The organism is Bacillus sp. TE9106W (assembly GCF_054062215.1).
Genome location: NZ_JBSSFA010000026.1, coordinates 1 through 18,216, shown reverse-complemented (window position 1 = coordinate 18,216; position 18,216 = coordinate 1). Strand labels below are relative to the sequence as shown.

Genomic DNA, 18,216 nt, shown 5'->3' with positions numbered 1-18,216 from the left:
CCCCGCAACCAAATGGTCCCGTGGTGTAGTGGTTAACATGCCTGCCTGTCACGCAGGAGATCGCCGGTTCGACCCCGGTCGGGACCGCCATTTTATATAAAGAAAAGAACGAAACATGTTGTTTCGTATTTTTTTATTTGTTTTAACAAAAAACTAATAAAGACAGTCAAACTATCCTTAGGAAAACTCCTAAGGACTTTTTTATATATTTAAAACCTGTATAATAAAGAGCAGAGAACATTGTGAGTAAAGTAGGTGAAGTCTGTGAGTAAATATGAAATAACAACAAAATCATCTGAGGAAACACAAAAATTATCAGAAAAACTAGGTGAACTTGTTCGGGCACAAGATGTAATTATTTTAGAAGGAGATCTTGGGGCTGGTAAGACGACCTTTACAAAAGGACTAGCAAAAGGTCTTGGAGTGAAAAGAGTTGTAAATAGCCCTACCTTTAATATTATTAAAGAATATAAAGGGAGATTACCACTATATCATATGGACGTGTATCGCTTAGCAGAAAGTGAAGAAGATTTAGGCTTCGATGAGTATTTCTACGGTGAAGGAATTACGGTAGTAGAATGGGCTCATTTAATAGAAGCATATTTACCAAAAGAGAAGTTACAAATTAGTTTATTCCATGCTGGAGATGACACAAGAAACATTGTACTCGAGCCAATTGGAGATCGCTATATTAGATTATGTGAGGAGCTATTACAAGATGAAAGTACTAGCAATTGATACTTCAAATTACGTAATGGGTGTATCCCTTATTGAAGAAGGAAACGTAATTGGGGAAATCATTACAAATTTAACAAAAAACCATTCTGTACGTCTTATGCCAGCTGTAGAACAACTGTTAAAAGAATGCGGTGTAAAGCCGAAAGAATTAACTAAAATAGTTGTAGCTGCTGGACCAGGATCATATACAGGTGTTCGTATAGGCGTGACAGCTGCAAAAACATTGGCTTGGTCACTTCAAATACCAATTGTAGGTGTATCAAGTTTAGAAGTAGTGGCTGCAAATGGTGCTAATTTTAATGGATTAATTTGTCCTTTATTCGACGGAAGACGTGGACAAATTTATACGGGCTTATATACATATGAAGGAGAGGATTTAACTTCTATAGAAGAAGATCGAATCATCCTTATTGTAGACTGGTTGCAAATGTTAAAAGATAAAGGAAAGCCTGTTTTATTTATTGGTAACGATGTTAAATTACACAAAGAAACAATTATCGAACATTTAGGCGATCAAGCTGTATTTGCTCCTGTCACTAAAAATAACCCAAGACCAAGTGAACTAGCGTTCTTAGGACTACAAAAAGAAGAACAAGATGTACATTCATTTGTTCCTAGTTATCTTCGTTTAGCTGAAGCTGAAACAAAGTGGTTAGAAAGTCAAAATAAGTAGGAGCTTGCAGAGGATGGATATGATATTTAGAAAGATGGAACTCGATGATATTGCTCAAATTGTAGCTATTGAAGAAGCATCTTTTTCAACTCCTTGGACTGCAGATGCCTTTCACCGTGAGTTAACGATGAATGAACATGCACATTATGTTGTGCTAGAAAAAGATGGTCGTGTAATTGGCTATTGTGGATTGTGGATAATTATTGATGAATCACATATAACAAATATAGCTATTTTGCCAGAATACAGAGGTCAAAAGCTAGGGGATGCTTTATTAAAAGAAGTTATTTCCGAAGCGAAAACTCTAGGCGTAAAAACGATGACACTTGAAGTACGTGTATCAAATGAGGTAGCAAAACAGTTATACAGAAAATACGGATTTCAAAATGGTGGAATTCGTAAACGATACTATGCAGACAATCAGGAAGATGGTCTCGTAATGTGGGTGAATATATAATGGAAAAAAATACGATTATACTTGGTATTGAAACAAGTTGTGATGAAACAGCAGTAGCGGTTGTTAAAAATGGAACGGAAATTATTGCGAATGTCGTTGCATCACAAATTGAAAGTCATAAACGTTTTGGCGGAGTTGTACCAGAGATTGCATCTCGTCATCATGTAGAAGAAATTACAGTTGTGTTAGAAGAAGCTTTAAAAGAAGCGAATATCACATTTGATGATATTGATGCAATTGCTGTAACAGAAGGACCTGGTTTAGTAGGAGCACTTCTAATAGGGGTAAATGCAGCGAAAGCAGTGGCATTTGCACATGATATCCCTCTAGTTGGTGTTCATCATATCGCTGGCCACATTTATGCGAACCGTTTAGTAAAAGAAGTTCAATTCCCATTACTATCACTTGTTGTATCTGGTGGACATACAGAGCTTGTTTATATGAAAGAACATGGTTCGTTTGAAGTAATTGGTGAAACGCGAGATGATGCAGCAGGAGAAGCATATGATAAAGTAGCTCGTACGTTATCTATGCCATATCCAGGGGGTCCTCATATTGATCGCCTTGCACATGAAGGGAAACCAACAATCGATTTACCTCGTGCATGGCTTGAACCTGATTCGTATGATTTCAGTTTTAGTGGATTAAAATCAGCAGTTATCAACACTGTGCATAACGCAAAACAACGCGGTATAGAAATTGCACCGGAAGATTTAGCGGCAAGTTTCCAAGAGAGTGTCATTGACGTACTAGTAACGAAAGCATCTCGTGCAGCGGATGCTTATAACGTAAAGCAAGTGCTTCTTGCTGGTGGAGTGGCTGCTAATAAAGGGCTTCGTGCAGGCTTAGAAACAGAATTTGCACAAAAAGAAAATGTAGAGCTAATTATTCCTCCTCTATCTTTATGCACAGATAATGCAGCAATGATTGCAGCGGCAGGTACAATTGCATATGAACAAGGAAAACGTGCTACATTAGCTTTAAATGCAAATCCAGGATTAGATATCGAAGCATAGTTATGCACAAAATTAACCACAGCTTGTGGATAAAACCCATATTATCTGTTGATAATGTGGGTTTTATTGTGTATATAAAATGTTGACAACTTTTTTGTTAATTGTGGATAATGTGGAAAAGTTATTTTGTTGTTTATTTTATAAAGGTGGATATGTGTATAAACTTGTGGATAAAATAGGTGAAGTCTGACCTTTAGATGTATTCTTCTCGGGAAATAAAAAACAAGAAGATATCTTTAAAAAACATTTTGAAATATGCTCTTATTATAGGAGTCGCTAATATTGTCAAACTTTGTCGTTGAAACGATGCCTCATGTCGAATATTTTATACAATATGACGTTAATTCAAACTAGAAGATAAAAAGGATGCCGCATAGTCTAAAATCCCGACTTATGAGACATCCCTCTTATTCAAGACTCTTATAAATGTAATTCTTCCCATTCTGCCATACAAGCATCAAGTTGCTCTTGTAGTGTTTGCTTTTTCGTTGTAATTTCACTAGCCTTTTCATAATCTGCATATATTTCTGGTAAGCAAAGTTGATCTTCTAACGTAGCAATTTCTTCTTCAAATTGTACAATGTTTTGTTCTAGTTCCTCAATTTTTCGAGTACGTTGACGCTCCAACTTTTTGCGCTCTTTTTCTTCCAGGTAATTTAATTTTTCTTGTGCAACTGTCTTTTGAACCGGAGTTTCATCTTCTTGCTCTAATTCCGCACGTTCGATCATCTCATTTTTCTTTTCAACGTAGTAATCGTAATCCCCTAAGTATTCCTGTGCACCTTCTGTTGATAACTCAATAACAGTTGTCGTTACACGATTAATAAAGTAGCGGTCATGTGAAACAAATAGAAGGGTACCAGGATAATCAATTAAAGCATTTTCCAAGATTTCTTTACTATTTAAATCAAGATGGTTTGTAGGCTCATCGAGAATTAATAAATTTGATTTTTGCATCATAAGTTTTGCAAGAGCTAACCGAGCTTTTTGCCCACCACTAAGAGAAGATACTGGCTTTAATACATCATCTCCTGTGAATAAGAAGTTACCTAATATCGTGCGAATTTCTTTTTCAGGTTGCAGTGGATATTCATCCCATAATTCATTTAAAACTCGCTTAGAAGATGTTAAATTAGCTTGTTCCTGATCATAATAACCAACAGATACATTGGATCCGAAAGAAACATCACCATGTAATAGTGGTAACTTATTCACAATGGATTTTAACAATGTGGATTTCCCAATTCCATTTGGACCAACTAAAGCAACGCTATCTCCGCGAGTTAAGCGCATTGTTACATGTTCAATAATTGGATCCTTATCATAGCCGATAGTTGCATCCTTTACTTGTAAAACATCATTTCCACTTTGTTTTTCGATATCGAAGTGGAAGGAAGCTGACTTAGAATCCCCTAATGGTCTTGTTAATAATTCCATTCGGTCTAATTGTTTCCGGCGACTTTGTGCACGTTTTGTCGTAGATGCACGAGCTATATTCTTTTGAACGAAGTCCTCCAGCTTAGCGATTTCATCTTGTTGTTTTTCATAACGTTTCATTTCTTGTTCGTATAGTGCTGATTTTAAGTCTAAATATTTACTGTAGTTACCAACAAATCGTCTACTTTCTTTATTCGAAATTTCATATACTTGTGTAACAAGTTTATCTAAGAAATAACGGTCATGGGAAACGATTAGTATTGCCCCAGGATAACCTTGTAAATATTGTTCAAGCCATGTTAATGTTTCGATGTCTAAATGGTTTGTAGGCTCGTCCAAAATAAGTAGGTCTGGTTTCGTTAATAATAATTTACCGAGAGCTAATCGTGTTTTTTGTCCACCGCTTAATGTCGAAATCGTCGTCTGGTGCGTTTCAACTGGGAAGCCAAGACCACTTAAAATCGAACGGATATCTGCTTCGTACTGATAGCCACCTTGATCTTTATAATCTAATTGTAATTGGTCATAATCAGCTAATAATCTTTCATATGTAGCCTCGTTTGAAAAGTTTTCTTCTTTTCCCATCTCTTGCTCTAGCCTTCGAAGTTTTGTCTCCATTTGCTGCAAGTGTGTAAAGACGGTTAGCATTTCATCCCAAATTGTTAAAGATGTTTCTAAACCGGTATTTTGAGCTAAATATCCCATTGAGACATCTTTCGGTTTTATAATTTCGCCACCATCATGAGATAGCTCACCTGCTATTATTTTTAATAATGTAGATTTTCCGGCTCCATTTCGTCCGACTAATGCGATACGATCTTTCGTTTGAACTTCCAATTTTATGTTTGCAAGAATCGTTTCTGCACCGTATAATTTCGAAAGCGCGTTTACTTGTAATAAAATCAATGTTTTCACCTCAAATAATTTCTTAACTTTGCCATGTTTATATTTCTCAATCATACTAAAAATAGTGTATAGTTTAAAATACAGAGAGAATACTTCTTCTTTCTATTATACAAGGAATTTAATAAGTGCTAAACTTCTGTATTTGATTAAAGCATATGAATAAAGATAGGAAGAGAGGAGAGGTTATATGGAGCAGCAGAAAATTCCACAAGCCACTGCTAAGAGATTGCCTCTATACTATCGATTTATCCAAAACTTATCTCTTTCTGGTAAGCAACGTGTTTCATCAGCCGAATTAAGTGAAGCGGTAAAGGTTGATTCCGCAACGATTCGAAGAGATTTCTCATACTTTGGAGCATTAGGAAAAAAAGGATATGGATATAACGTAAATTATTTATTATCATTTTTCCGTGAAACACTCGACCAAGATGATATAACACGTGTAGCGCTTATTGGAGTAGGTAATTTAGGGACCGCTTTCTTACATTATAATTTCACGAAAAACAATAATACAAAAATTGAAATGGCGTTTGATGTTAGTGAAGAGAAAGTTGGAACAGAAATCGGAGGCATTCCTGTATATCACTTAGATGAATTAGAAGAACGTTTATCAACTGATATACAAGTGGCAATATTAACAGTACCCGCTACAGTAGCGCAATCTGTAGCCGATAGATTGGCAGAAACAAACGTGCATGGTATTTTGAATTTTACACCAGCGCGCTTAAATGTGTCGGAAAATATAAGAATTCATCATATTGATTTAGCAGTAGAGTTACAAACATTAGTTTATTTTTTAAAGAATTATCCACAATAAAACGCAGAGGAAGCGACCTCTGCGTTTTATTATTGTTTTTTCTTTGTGAATTTAACTAAGATGAGGCGAAGTGCCAAATTAAAATCAATCGTTGCCATAACTGCAAATAGTATTGTCCACATATTCCAGATTGTATCTGTGACATTCCTAATGGCTAGATGTGTAAAGATACATCCTAGAAGGAAGTACAATGCAGCCATGAACAATGGTGAGTTTCTCATACTAAAAATCCTCCGATAAAGCCTTGCATTTTTTCAGCTTCTTTAATCATTTCTTGAATTTGTTCGTTACTCACTAAAACTTGGGCAACTGCAACTAATGTATTCATTGCAACATGAGCTGCAATTGGAACGATAATACGCTTCGTTTTTACATATAAGAAGGCGAATACGAGCCCCATAGCAGTGTATACCAATAAGTGAGTAAAATCAAAATGAATCGCCGCAAATACAAGGGAACTAATGATAGCGGCAATAAAGAAGTTAAACTTCTTATAAAGTGTACCAAATAAAATTTTTCTAAATACGATTTCTTCCAAAATAGGTCCTATTATAGAGATGACGATAAGGAACCAAGGTGTCGTTCTTGCGATATCCATAAGTCTCGCTGTATTTTCAGATCCAGGTTTAATACCTAATACATACATTTCGATCATACCAGCAATACTTTGCGAGAAAAATGCTAAGAAGAACCCGATAAAAATCCAACCAATCGTAGCTGGAACAGTAGAACGCTTTGTATCTAAATGTCTGTCGCGAATATCTGTTCTAAGTAACCAAAGTACGATACATAATGCAATAAAGAAGCTAATGATTGCCCAGTGACCAGTTATGAGTTGAAATTTCTCTTCCCTAGTAAATCCCCTGTTATCATAAAGTCCAGTTTTCAGGAGAAGTGGTAATCCAGCAATTGATGATAACTGCATTAAAATGTATGTAACGATAACCCACCAATATTGTTTTTTCAAATGGTTTAACCATCCTTTCTAACTCTAGTGTATGAGATAAGGTAGGATAACATGTAAATATGCTACCTACGATATAAACCTTACTTAAATTATGTTTTTTTTGTAAATCCTTATTTGAAATTATAATAGAAGACAGGAGAAAGTTGTGTGTGTAGCGAAAACAACTTAGGGTGTCCTTTCATATTGTAACATACGAGTAGTGGAAACAACGATTCATATAGTAAAGGTAGAAGAAGAGGAACTCTATATAGAAAAGTTTATAGCGTAATTTGCGAAAAAATTATGATTTTTTTACTTGCAAAAGAAATTGAGATTATTTATTATTATAAGTGTGTTAGCACTCGGGTGACTTGAGTGCTAATAAATAAAATTTACATAACAAAATGAGGAGGTTATTGTTCATGCTAAAGCCATTAGGTGATCGCGTTGTAATTGAGCTTGTTCAAGCGGAAGAAAAAACAGCAAGTGGTATTGTATTACCAGACACAGCAAAAGAAAAACCACAAGAGGGTAAAGTTATTGCAGTAGGTACTGGTCGAGTGCTTGAAAATGGTGAGCGTGTTGCTTTAGAGGTAGCAGCAGGTGATCTTATCATCTTCTCAAAATATGCAGGTACTGAAGTGAAATATGAAGGTACAGACTACTTGATTTTACGTGAAAGTGACATTTTAGCAGTTATCGGTTAATTATATAAATCTTAAAAAATCCAAGGGGGTCAATTATTATGGCAAAAGATATTAAATTTAGTGAAGAAGCACGTCGTTCGATGCTTCGCGGTGTCGACACTCTTGCAAATGCAGTAAAAGTAACGCTTGGACCAAAAGGTCGTAACGTTGTTCTTGAGAAAAAATTCGGTTCACCACTTATTACAAATGACGGTGTAACAATCGCAAAAGAAATTGAATTAGAAGATGCATTCGAAAACATGGGTGCGAAATTAGTAGCAGAAGTTGCTAGCAAAACAAATGATGTAGCTGGTGACGGAACAACAACTGCAACTGTATTAGCACAAGCTATGATTCGTGAAGGTCTGAAAAACGTAACAGCTGGTGCGAACCCAATGGGTCTTCGTAAAGGTATCGAAAAAGCTGTTACTGCTGCAATCGAAGAATTAAAAACGATTTCTAAACCAATCGAAGGTAAATCTTCTATCGCACAAGTAGCTGCTATTTCTGCAGCTGACGAAGAAGTAGGTCAATTAATCGCTGAAGCAATGGAGCGCGTTGGTAACGACGGCGTTATTACTTTAGAAGAATCTAAAGGATTCACAACAGAATTAGACGTAGTAGAAGGTATGCAATTTGATCGTGGATATGCATCTCCTTACATGATTACTGATTCTGATAAAATGGAAGCAGTTCTTGATAACCCATACATCTTAATCACTGACAAAAAGATTTCTAACATTCAAGAAATCTTACCAGTATTAGAGCAAGTGGTACAACAAGGTAAACCACTTCTTATCATTGCTGAAGATGTAGAAGGCGAAGCGTTAGCTACATTAGTAGTGAACAAACTTCGTGGTACATTCAATGTAGTAGCTGTTAAAGCTCCTGGATTTGGTGACCGTCGTAAAGCAATGCTAGAAGATATCGCAATCTTAACTGGTGGCGAAGTAATCACTGAAGAATTAGGCCGTGACTTAAAATCTGCTACAGTTGAATCTTTAGGACGCGCTGGTAAAGTTGTTGTAACGAAAGAAAACACAACTGTAGTTGAAGGTATCGGAAATACACAACAAATCGAAGCTCGCATCGGTCAAATCCGTGCGCAATTAGAAGAAACTACTTCTGAATTCGATCGTGAAAAATTACAAGAGCGTCTTGCAAAACTTGCAGGTGGCGTAGCAGTAATTAAAGTAGGTGCAGCAACTGAAACTGAGTTAAAAGAGCGCAAACTTCGCATTGAAGATGCACTTAACTCAACTCGTGCAGCAGTAGAAGAAGGTATCGTTGCAGGTGGTGGTACTTCACTTATGAACGTATACACGAAAGTAGCTTCTATCGTAGCTGAAGGCGACGAAGCAACAGGTATCAACATCGTACTTCGCGCACTAGAAGAGCCAGTTCGTCAAATCGCAATCAACGCTGGTCTAGAAGGATCTGTAGTTGTAGAGCGTCTAAAAGGCGAAAAAGTAGGCGTTGGTTTCAACGCAGCAACTGGCGAGTGGGTTAACATGCTTGAAACTGGTATCGTAGATCCAGCTAAAGTAACTCGCTCTGCACTTCAAAACGCAGCATCTGTTGCAGCTATGTTCTTAACAACTGAAGCTGTAGTAGCTGACAAACCAGAACCAAATGCACCAGCAATGCCTGACATGGGCGGCATGGGCATGGGCGGTATGGGCGGAATGATGTAATAAGCATCACTCTGTGAAGCTGTTCAATGTATAAATAGTTAATTAGAAGAAGGCTACTTCCTTGATGAGAGGAGGTAGCCTTTTTGTGTTTTTAAAATTTGCATAAAAGGAATTTCTTGAAGACCGTAAGTTTGGGAATATAACGAGGGTAAATATCAAAATTATGAGGTTCTATTAGGTAGTTTTATTGGTTACTGTCACGATAATGATATTTTGAACGTTGAAGAAGTTAAAAGTCTTTTATGTGAAAAGCTATTTACGTTATTCCAAGATAAAAGTAATACAGCTAAAATAATAAATACGAAGTTACAGTGTATTTGGGCATTTACGTGGAATAAATCATCCTGAAAAAGTGAGATGGCTACTTGATTTTGCAAAGAGGAAATGAATAAGAGAAGCTATATTTTGATAGGATTCTCGTGTTTATTTAGACAGCGGCGTTTCAACTTTTTTAAAAGGGGGGATAATTTTTAAGTAGTAAATTCCGAATATTTAGTACGGTGAAATAGCTTCACGTGATATAATTTTTGTGTAAAATATTGTATGGAGAAGGGGTAGCATGACGCAAATAAAGGTTACGCCAGAACGGCTAGAACAGTCAGCGAAGCTTGTTCTTGAAACTAAAAATAGGTTAGAACAAATACATAAAGATTTATATAACCAAACGGAATACGTAGCTGCAATGTGGAATGGTGCAACGAGTCAAAGATTTTATCAGATGTTTAATGAAACAAAACCTCAAATGTTTAATGTGTTTAGGGAATTTGATAAGATTGCAGAAGAACTAATGCATGCTGCTGAAAAGTTTCGTAATGCTGATGAACTGTATGATGGTAATTTAGTTGATGGAAGTTTATCTAATGAAAAGATAGAAGCAGGAGCAATGGGCGACAAACCCTCTGAAAAATCTATGCTGAGAAAAATTTGGGATGGTATATACGTTGGCTCTGGGCAAGTTATTGGGGAGATTGTAGAAGGATTTGATTCATTAGACGATACAGTAACAAAGGAAAATATTAAGTATGCTATAGGTCACCCTATAGAGACAGTTTCTACCGCTTGGAATACTGTTTCGGATTCATTTATGAATGATTTTTGGCATGGTGATGCGGAAAGTCGTACGAAATGGGGAACAAGTATTTTTATGGGACTTGGCTTGGGCTGGCTTGGTGATAAAGGAATAAGTAGAGTAGGGAAAGTAACTACATTAGGGACAAAAACAGAACAGAGTATTTCTCATTTTTCAAATAAATTACAAATGAGAGACCCCTTTGCTTATGCTGGTGATTTTAGAGATGTTCCAAAAACTTCTTTTAATTCTTTAGAAGAAGCACGAAATACATTTATGTTTGCTGACCCTGGTAATTTAAATACACCTAGATTCCAAGAATACCTTAGCCAAGTAGAAGAAATTACAAATAGGAAAATCCCTGAAAAGCAGAGGGAATTACTACAAGAACACATAGAAAATAATAGTTATGAACGATTAAGCAAAGAAGAAGTTGTAAAAAGAAGAAGAGAATTTGGTAGATTAAAAGATGATTTAAGAGAAGAGTGGGAACTGGAGACTAATCAAAAATGGCCTACTTATGAAGAAGAAATCCTTTCTAGAAGAGGAATACCGCTAAGGCATGTAGATGACCCGTATGATGCACATCATTTTATTGAAAATGCACACGGTGGAGAACATGAGTGGTGGAATATACACCCAGCTAAATTTCCTACTGAACATCAAGGTGGGATTCATGGTAAGGAAGGTATTTCAAAAGAGATTTTTAAGAAAAAGTAAATAACGGAGGTATTAACACTATGTTTAACTTTTTGAAAAAATATGTTGTAGCAGACAGAAGTGTACGTTCTACACAAAAACCTATTTTTTATCCTATATATCAAGAAGAGATAGATGAAGCAGAAAGCTTATTACAAATGAAACTCCCAAAAGAACTGCAACGTTTTTATCAAGAAATAGGTTGTGGTTTTTTAAAGTCTGATAAAAGAATGTTTTTCAACAGGTTTATGGACCCGATTTCAGTTGCGGATTTTCGCTTAAGACAGGATATTTACGAATATAATCCAAACCTAGATGATGTAGATGATGATGAATCATTAGTATTTTTCGAAGCAACAGAACTTAACTTTTTAACAATTAAATTTAAAGAGGAAAATGAATTAGGTCAATGTCCTATTTACTCTGAGGATGAGAAAATAGCGGATTCTTTAGAAGAGTTTTTAATTAAAATGGACGAAAACCCTGATTATTATATTTAATCTTATTAATAATTGCTTTAAGACTTAGGACTTGAAAAATAGCTAATCGTGAATAACAAAAAGCTTATGTATAACTTGCATAGGCTTTTATATTGTCTATTAACTCTTTTGTTTGAGTTGTATTTATGTCAGCGTAAGAGCTAGAACAGGTTGATGAAATTTTTATACGGATAGGTAAAAAAATAGGAAGAAACTGATGATACGACTTTAGCTGTAGTAGCTGACAAAACAGAACCAATTGAACCAGTAATGCCTGGCATGGGTGGTATGATGTAATTCCTTTTCTAAAAAACATCCATTTCTATATAGAAATGGATGTTTTTTTATGTTTTTTAGAAAAGGAAATGAATTTCTGTAGAATTTTGTCGCTTTCTCTCTTGACCATATTGATACTTCATTGTTAGAATCTAGGAAGATAATATAAAACGATCCTTCATATATCCTCAAAGATATGGTTTGAGAGTCTCTACCGGGTTACCGTAAACAACCTGACTATGAAGGCAGTGTGTCTTATATTTATAAAGAGCGGAGACTATCTTTCTTTATAAAGCCAGACCCCTGCCTTTTCTTTGTTATGAGACTAGAGGCGGAGGACTGGCTTTTTTTATTATATTGGTAATGCTTTTCGCCTAATTGGTGAAAATATTTATATACGAGAACTAACGTTGGGGTGATTATTTTGAAGAAGCAGCATGATACAATTATCGTTTTAGATTTTGGGAGTCAATACAATCAGTTAATAGCACGTCGAATTCGTGAGTTCGGTGTATACAGTGAACTTCATCCACATACAATTACTGCGGAAGAAATTAAAGCAATGAATCCAAAAGGGATTATCTTCTCTGGTGGACCAAATAGTGTATACGGTGAAGGTGCATTACATTGTGATGAAAAAATCTTTGACCTAGGATTACCGATCTTCGGTATTTGTTACGGTATGCAACTTATGACACAACAATTCGGTGGTACAGTAGAACGTGCAAACCACCGTGAGTACGGAAAAGCTGTTCTTAAAGTAGAGAACGAATCAAAATTATATGCGAACCTTCCAGAAGAGCAAGTTGTATGGATGAGCCATGGCGACTTAGTAACTGGTTTACCTGAAGGATTCGTAGTAGACGCAACAAGTGAGTCTTGCCCAATTGCTGGTATGAGCAATGAAGCGAAAAACTTATACGGTGTACAATTCCACCCAGAAGTACGTCACTCTGAGCACGGTAACGATTTAATTAAAAACTTCGTATTTGGCGTATGTGGTTGTTCTGAAGGATGGAACATGGAGAACTTTATCGAAGTAGAATTAGAGAAAATCCGTGAAACTGTTGGAGACAAAAAAGTACTATGCGCACTTAGCGGCGGTGTAGATTCTTCTGTTGTAGCAGTGTTAATTCATAAAGCAATCGGTGATCAGTTAACATGTATTTTCGTTGACCATGGTTTACTTCGTAAAGGCGAAGCAGAAGGCGTTATGAAAACATTTAGCGAAGGCTTCCATATGAACGTTATTAAAGTGGATGCAAAAGAACGCTTTATGAACAAGTTAAAAGGTGTAGAAGATCCAGAACAAAAACGTAAAATCATCGGTAACGAATTCATTTACGTATTTGATGATGAAGCTTCTAAACTAGAAGGAATGGACTTCTTAGCACAAGGTACACTGTACACAGATATCGTTGAAAGTGGTACAGCAACTGCACAAACAATTAAATCTCACCATAACGTTGGTGGACTTCCAGAAGACATGCAGTTCAAATTAATTGAGCCTTTAAACACGTTATTTAAAGACGAAGTACGTGTATTAGGATCTGAACTAGGAATTCCTGATGAAATCGTATGGCGTCAACCATTCCCAGGCCCTGGTCTTGGTATTCGTGTATTAGGTGAAATCACAGAAGAGAAATTAGAAATCGTTCGTGAATCTGATGCGATTTTACGTGAGGAAATTATTAAAGCGGGCTTAGACCGCGAAATCTGGCAATACTTCACTGCGCTTCCTGGTATGCGTAGCGTAGGTGTTATGGGTGACGAGCGTACTTACGATTACACAGTAGGTATCCGTGCAGTAACATCTATCGACGGTATGACAGCTGACTGGGCACGTATCCCTTGGGACGTATTAGAGAAAATCTCTGTACGTATCGTAAACGAAGTAAAACACGTTAACCGTATCGTGTATGATGTAACGAGTAAGCCACCAGCAACTATTGAGTGGGAATAGTATTATAATAAAAGATCCATCTATTGCTCATGCAATAGATGGATCTTTTTTAATTTGAGTTTAATACGAACGAAATTATAAAAGTTAATAAAAATGTTCGTATTTAAATTGACAAAAATACTTTCAAGAGTTAATATGAGTATGTAATTCAAACGAAAAGTGAATATTATGCCGTCGTATAATATCGGGGATATGGCCCGAAAGTTTCTACCTAGCTACCGTAAATGGCTTGACTACGAGGCGTTTTTATAAAGGTGAGGGGAATCTTATCTTTATTCATAGAACGCTTCCATGTATATGCAATGGAAGCCTTTTTTATTTTTAATAAATAAAAGAGGGCTAGGGGAATTACGGCGAGTAATCATATAACGGGGGAAACGTAAGATGAAACGCTATTTTCAGTTTGATGAACTCGGCACGAATTATAAAACAGAGTTCATAGCAGGTTTAACGACATTTTTATCTATGGCGTATGTGCTATTTGTCAATCCTGCTACGCTGTCACTTGGAAATGTTAAAGGGTTACCGGCAGGCACAGGAATGGATCCAGGTGCAGTATTCGTTGCTACAGCATTAGCAGCAGCGATCGGTTCGTTAATTATGGGTATTTTCGCAAAGTATCCGATTGCTTTAGCGCCAGGTATGGGAATTAACGCATTCTTTGCTTATACAGCAGTGTTAACGATGGGGATTCCGTGGCAAACAGCAATTGCTGGAACGTTAATGTCAGGTATTATCTTTATTATTCTTACTGCTTCAGGTATTCGTGAAAAAATCATTAACGCAATTCCATCAGAGTTAAAGTTCGCAGTAGCGGCAGGTATCGGATTATTCATTGCTTTCCTTGGATTCCAAAATGCTGGAATTATCGTGAAAAATGATGCTGTCCTTGTTGGGTTGGGGGATTTAACAAAGGGCACAACGTTACTAGCAATCTTCGGAGTTGTTACGACAATCATCTTCATGATTAAGAAAGTTAATGGTGCAGTGTTCTACGGTATGATTCTTACAGCAATATTAGGAGTAGCAACAGGATTAATTGATACTCCAAAAGCTGTAGTGGGAGCAATCCCGAGTCTAGAACCAACGTTCGGTGCAGCATTAACGCACTTCGGAGATATTTTCACTGTTCAAATGGGGATTGTTATTATAACGTTCTTCTTTATCGATTTCTTTGATACAGCAGGTACACTTGTAGCGGTTGCGAATCAAGCAGGATTAATGAAGAACAATAAATTACCACGTGCAGGAAAAGCGTTATTTGCAGATGCAATTGCAACTGTAATCGGTGCAATCTTAGGTACATCAACAACAACATCTTACATTGAGTCGTCTGCAGGGGTAGCGGCAGGTGGACGTTCTGGCTTTACAGCAGTTGTAACAGCAGGATTCTTCTTACTGGCATTATTCTTCTCTCCATTATTAAGTGTTGTGACACCAGCTGTAACGGCACCAGCTTTAATTATTGTAGGGATCTTGATGGTTTCTTCTTTAGGAGAGATTGATTGGAAGAAATTTGAGATTGCAGTACCGGCATTCTTTACTATCATTTCAATGCCGCTTACGTATAGTATCGCCACGGGAATTGCAATTGGGTTTATCTTCTATCCAATTACAATGGTAGTAAGTGGTCGACGTAAAGAGATTCATCCAATTATGTATGTTATGGGAGTTTTATTCGTACTATATTTCATCTACGTTCGTAAATAAAAGGGGTTTTTGAAAGGTCTAGACTTAAGGGGAGTCTAGATCTTTTTTGCGTCTTCAGAAAAACTTAAGGATTTCCGAGCGTTTTTCTTCAGAAGTTTTCCTATAATAGAAGTTAGGGATTAAAAAAGTGATGGGAGAGATATTGTGGCAAACGAAACAATACTTGTCGTAGATGATGAAAAAGAAATTCGAAATTTAATTACAATCTATTTAAAGAATGAAGGATATAAAGTACTGCAAGCAGGAGACGGAGAAGAAGGATTACGTCTCCTAGAAGAAAATGAAGTGCATCTAGTTGTATTAGATATTATGATGCCGAAAGTAGACGGTATCCATATGTGTATGAAAGTAAGGGAAGAAAAAGAAATGCCAATTATTATGCTTTCAGCGAAAACGCAAGATATGGATAAGATTTTAGGATTAACAACGGGTGCAGATGATTACGTAACGAAACCGTTTAATCCGTTAGAGTTAATCGCAAGAATTAAATCTCAGTTACGCCGTTATATGAAAATGAATGGTTTCGCTATACAAAATGAGGACGAGCTAGAGATTGGAGAGATGAAAATAAACATCTCAACCCATAAAGTCATTGTAGAGGGAGAAGAAGTGAAACTAACTCCGAGGGAATTTTCAATTTTAGAATTGCTAGCCCGTAATTCGGGGATGGTCTTTAGCGCGGAGCAAATTTATGAAAAGGTGTGGAACGAAAGATCTTTCCAGTCTGATAACACTGTAATGGTGCATATTCGAAAAGTGCGTGAAAAGATTGAGGAGAATCCAAGGAAACCTAGATATATAAAAACAGTATGGGGAGTGGGGTATAAGATTGAAAAAGATATTTAATCCTTTTACTTATGTAAGGAAAGCAAGACAATTGATTGAGAAATTAGTAAAGAGCGTACGAAAGAGTATAAGAATTCAACTGATTACTACTTTTGCTGCTTGTGCGTTATTAGGAATTTTTTTTGCAAAGGGAGCTGCACCATTTTTTGAGAATGCGAATCGTCAAGCGACTATTGATTATCGAGCTGGTATGGAACAAATTAATCACGAAGCTCAAAGAGCAGCAAATAGTTCGGTTCATGAAAATAAATTAGAAGCTATATCCAATATGATCGAAATGGAGAATCAAAATTTAGAGCGAGGATCTAGAGCTCTAAAAATATTGGTTACTGATGAAAGTGGTAAAGTTTTATATAAAACGAAGCAGGCACAGGAAGAGCAAATCGATTTGCATAATACGATTCGTAATGCAGCATCATTTGCGATCAACTATTCAAATGGTCAAGATATATTTGAAAATACGAGAAAAGAATTTATAGCTTTTTCGCCTATTACAATAGAAGATAAGAACTTATATATGTTCGTTAGTGGAATACCAGATGGTGTAGTAATGTATGATACACAAGAAGGACCATTTCCATTTTTAATTGGTGTACTTGTATTCATTTTCTCTTTCTTCTATATAACAAAGAGAAAGATGAAGCAAATTGAAGCGATGGCACAAGGTGTAAAGGAAATAGAAAAAGGCAACTTAGCGTACCGTATAGAGAAGAAAGGTGAAGATGAGATTGCATCTTTAACAGAAAATATTAATAATATGGCAGAAGAGCTTATGAATAATATAGAAAAGGAACGTAAGTTAGAGAAGCAAAAGAACGAGCTTATTACAAATGTATCTCACGATTTGCGTACACCACTGACTTCTATTATGGGTTACTTGCGATTACTTCGAGATTCTAAATATGAAAATAAAGAGCAACACGATGAATATACGAGAATTGCTTTTGCGAAGTCAGAGCAGTTAAAGAATTTAATAGAAGATTTATTTGAGTATACGAAGTTAACGAATGAGCAAGTTGTATTAGAAAAACAAGAAGTATGTGTAAATGAGTTATTGGAGCAATTAATAGAAGAGTTAGTACCGCAAGCGGAAGAGCATGGACTTACATTTGTTAAGAAGTTTCCTGAGGAACGTGCCTATGCAGCGATTGATTCGGAAAAGATGGTCCGTGTATTTGATAATCTATTAATGAACGCGATTAAGTATAGTAAAGATGATGGGGAAATCAAAGTTTCTCTTCAAAGGCAGCGCCGGGATATACAAATTGTAATTGCGAATCATAGTGAAGAGTTTACGAGAGAAGAGTTAGCGAGTTTGTTTGAACGCTTTTATAAGAAAGATCAATCTAGAAGTAGAGTAACAGAAGGATCGGGCCTTGGATTGGCGATTGCGAAAAGTATTGTTGAATTACAAGGTGGTAGTATTCGAGCTGAATATGAGGATGGTATTATTCAGTTTATCGTCTCGTTACCAATTATAGAAAGATAATAAACGAATAGAATGGTATATGATAAAAAGGCTTATTTTAAAAGGGATAAGCCTTTTTATATTTTTTTAGAAAAACATGTTGACGATTAGGTTATAGAGGTGTAATATAGAACAAGTCGCTGATGGCAATAACGTCGAAAGCGACAAACGAAATAAAAAACTTAGTTGACATTAACTAACGAAGATGTTAACATAAGGAAGTCGCAAATGAGCGGCAAATAAGTTCTTTGAAAACTGAACGAAACAAACAACGTGAAACGTCAATTTTTATTTTATGATGCTAGACAAACTAACTTTATTGGAGAGTTTGATCCT

General features: G+C 36.2%; 16 protein-coding genes, 1 tRNA gene and 2 riboswitches. Of the genes, 14 read left to right on the top strand and 3 right to left on the bottom strand.

Going from position 1 to position 18,216, the window contains the following annotated elements; genetic code table 11:
- Positions 1–14 precede the first annotated feature (14 nt).
- The 5 genes from ACVWY7_RS26770 (at position 15) to tsaD (ending at position 2,884) form a co-directional block, all read left to right on the top strand.
- A tRNA-Asp gene (locus ACVWY7_RS26770) sits at positions 15–90 on the top strand.
- Positions 91–264: 174 nt separating this feature from the next.
- On the top strand, positions 265–738 hold the full coding sequence (gene tsaE / locus ACVWY7_RS26765; RefSeq protein WP_000049628.1) for a tRNA (adenosine(37)-N6)-threonylcarbamoyltransferase complex ATPase subunit type 1 TsaE: 474 nt from the start codon (positions 265–267) through the stop codon (positions 736–738).
- Positions 719–1,411: a tRNA (adenosine(37)-N6)-threonylcarbamoyltransferase complex dimerization subunit type 1 TsaB gene (tsaB, locus tag ACVWY7_RS26760; RefSeq protein WP_000865764.1), complete on the top strand. Its 693-nt coding sequence runs from the start codon at positions 719–721 to the stop codon at positions 1,409–1,411. Before tsaE ends, tsaB begins: the two co-directional genes overlap by 20 nt.
- A gap of 13 nt (positions 1,412–1,424) precedes the next feature.
- Entirely contained in the window at positions 1,425–1,868 is a 444-nt protein-coding gene (gene rimI / locus ACVWY7_RS26755) for a ribosomal protein S18-alanine N-acetyltransferase (protein ID WP_000367197.1), read from the top strand.
- The gene (gene tsaD / locus ACVWY7_RS26750) at positions 1,868–2,884 is read left to right on the top strand and encodes a tRNA (adenosine(37)-N6)-threonylcarbamoyltransferase complex transferase subunit TsaD (protein WP_000414596.1); all 1,017 of its coding nucleotides are present in this window, start codon (positions 1,868–1,870) and stop codon (positions 2,882–2,884) included. The genes rimI and tsaD overlap by 1 nt, the downstream gene beginning before the upstream one ends.
- A 420-nt stretch (positions 2,885–3,304) precedes the next feature.
- Here the strand turns inward: tsaD and ACVWY7_RS26745 are convergent, their stop codons facing one another.
- Positions 3,305–5,227: an ABC-F family ATP-binding cassette domain-containing protein gene (locus ACVWY7_RS26745; RefSeq protein ID WP_000602158.1), complete on the bottom strand. Its 1,923-nt coding sequence runs from the start codon at positions 5,225–5,227 to the stop codon at positions 3,305–3,307.
- Positions 5,228–5,414: 187 nt separating this feature from the next.
- Here ACVWY7_RS26745 and ACVWY7_RS26740 point away from each other — a divergent pair, with 187 nt between their 5' ends.
- Complete coding sequence (locus ACVWY7_RS26740) at positions 5,415–6,044, top strand: redox-sensing transcriptional repressor Rex (protein WP_000437705.1); 630 nt, start codon at positions 5,415–5,417, stop codon at positions 6,042–6,044.
- Positions 6,045–6,073: 29 nt separating this feature from the next.
- On the opposite strand, the gene ACVWY7_RS26735 is transcribed toward ACVWY7_RS26740, so the two are convergent.
- Together ACVWY7_RS26735 and ACVWY7_RS26730 are read right to left on the bottom strand one after the other, a co-directional pair.
- Entirely contained in the window at positions 6,074–6,265 is a 192-nt protein-coding gene (locus ACVWY7_RS26735; protein ID WP_001246199.1) for a YdiK family protein, read from the bottom strand.
- A complete protein-coding gene (locus ACVWY7_RS26730; protein WP_000745342.1) occupies positions 6,262–7,011 on the bottom strand; it encodes a CPBP family intramembrane glutamic endopeptidase in 750 nt (249 codons plus the stop codon). The genes ACVWY7_RS26735 and ACVWY7_RS26730 overlap by 4 nt, the downstream gene beginning before the upstream one ends.
- A 401-nt stretch (positions 7,012–7,412) precedes the next feature.
- Here ACVWY7_RS26730 and groES point away from each other — a divergent pair, with 401 nt between their 5' ends.
- The 8 genes from groES (at position 7,413) to ampS (ending at position 17,901) form a co-directional block, all read left to right on the top strand.
- Positions 7,413–7,697 carry a co-chaperone GroES gene (gene groES, locus ACVWY7_RS26725; protein ID WP_000917306.1) on the top strand — a complete coding sequence of 95 codons (285 nt, stop codon included), beginning with the start codon at positions 7,413–7,415 and terminating at the stop codon, positions 7,695–7,697.
- A 38-nt stretch (positions 7,698–7,735) separates the two neighbouring features.
- Positions 7,736–9,370, top strand: a complete 1,635-nt coding sequence (gene groL, locus ACVWY7_RS26720) for a chaperonin GroEL (RefSeq protein WP_001975554.1) — start codon at positions 7,736–7,738, stop codon at positions 9,368–9,370.
- 559 nt (positions 9,371–9,929) lie between these two features.
- Entirely contained in the window at positions 9,930–11,159 is a 1,230-nt protein-coding gene (locus tag ACVWY7_RS26715; RefSeq protein WP_078420356.1) for a WXG100 family type VII secretion target, read from the top strand.
- A gap of 20 nt (positions 11,160–11,179) precedes the next feature.
- Complete coding sequence (locus ACVWY7_RS26710; RefSeq protein ID WP_078420357.1) at positions 11,180–11,638, top strand: SMI1/KNR4 family protein; 459 nt, start codon at positions 11,180–11,182, stop codon at positions 11,636–11,638.
- Positions 11,639–12,051: 413 nt separating this feature from the next.
- A riboswitch (purine riboswitch) is annotated at positions 12,052–12,153 on the top strand.
- A gap of 164 nt (positions 12,154–12,317) precedes the next feature.
- The gene (guaA, locus tag ACVWY7_RS26705) at positions 12,318–13,856 is read left to right on the top strand and encodes a glutamine-hydrolyzing GMP synthase (protein ID WP_000743900.1); all 1,539 of its coding nucleotides are present in this window, start codon (positions 12,318–12,320) and stop codon (positions 13,854–13,856) included.
- A 154-nt stretch (positions 13,857–14,010) separates the two neighbouring features.
- Positions 14,011–14,112: riboswitch (purine riboswitch) on the top strand.
- A gap of 128 nt (positions 14,113–14,240) precedes the next feature.
- Positions 14,241–15,566 (top strand): NCS2 family permease, encoded by a 1,326-nt coding sequence (locus tag ACVWY7_RS26700; RefSeq protein WP_000833093.1) that lies wholly within the window; start codon positions 14,241–14,243, stop codon positions 15,564–15,566.
- A gap of 144 nt (positions 15,567–15,710) precedes the next feature.
- Positions 15,711–16,412 carry a response regulator transcription factor gene (locus ACVWY7_RS26695; RefSeq protein WP_001262952.1) on the top strand — a complete coding sequence of 234 codons (702 nt, stop codon included), beginning with the start codon at positions 15,711–15,713 and terminating at the stop codon, positions 16,410–16,412.
- Positions 16,396–17,901, top strand: a complete 1,506-nt coding sequence (gene ampS, locus ACVWY7_RS26690; RefSeq protein WP_105990131.1) for an aminopeptidase AmpS — start codon at positions 16,396–16,398, stop codon at positions 17,899–17,901. The genes ACVWY7_RS26695 and ampS overlap by 17 nt, the downstream gene beginning before the upstream one ends.
- The last annotated feature ends 315 nt before the right edge of the window (positions 17,902–18,216 follow it).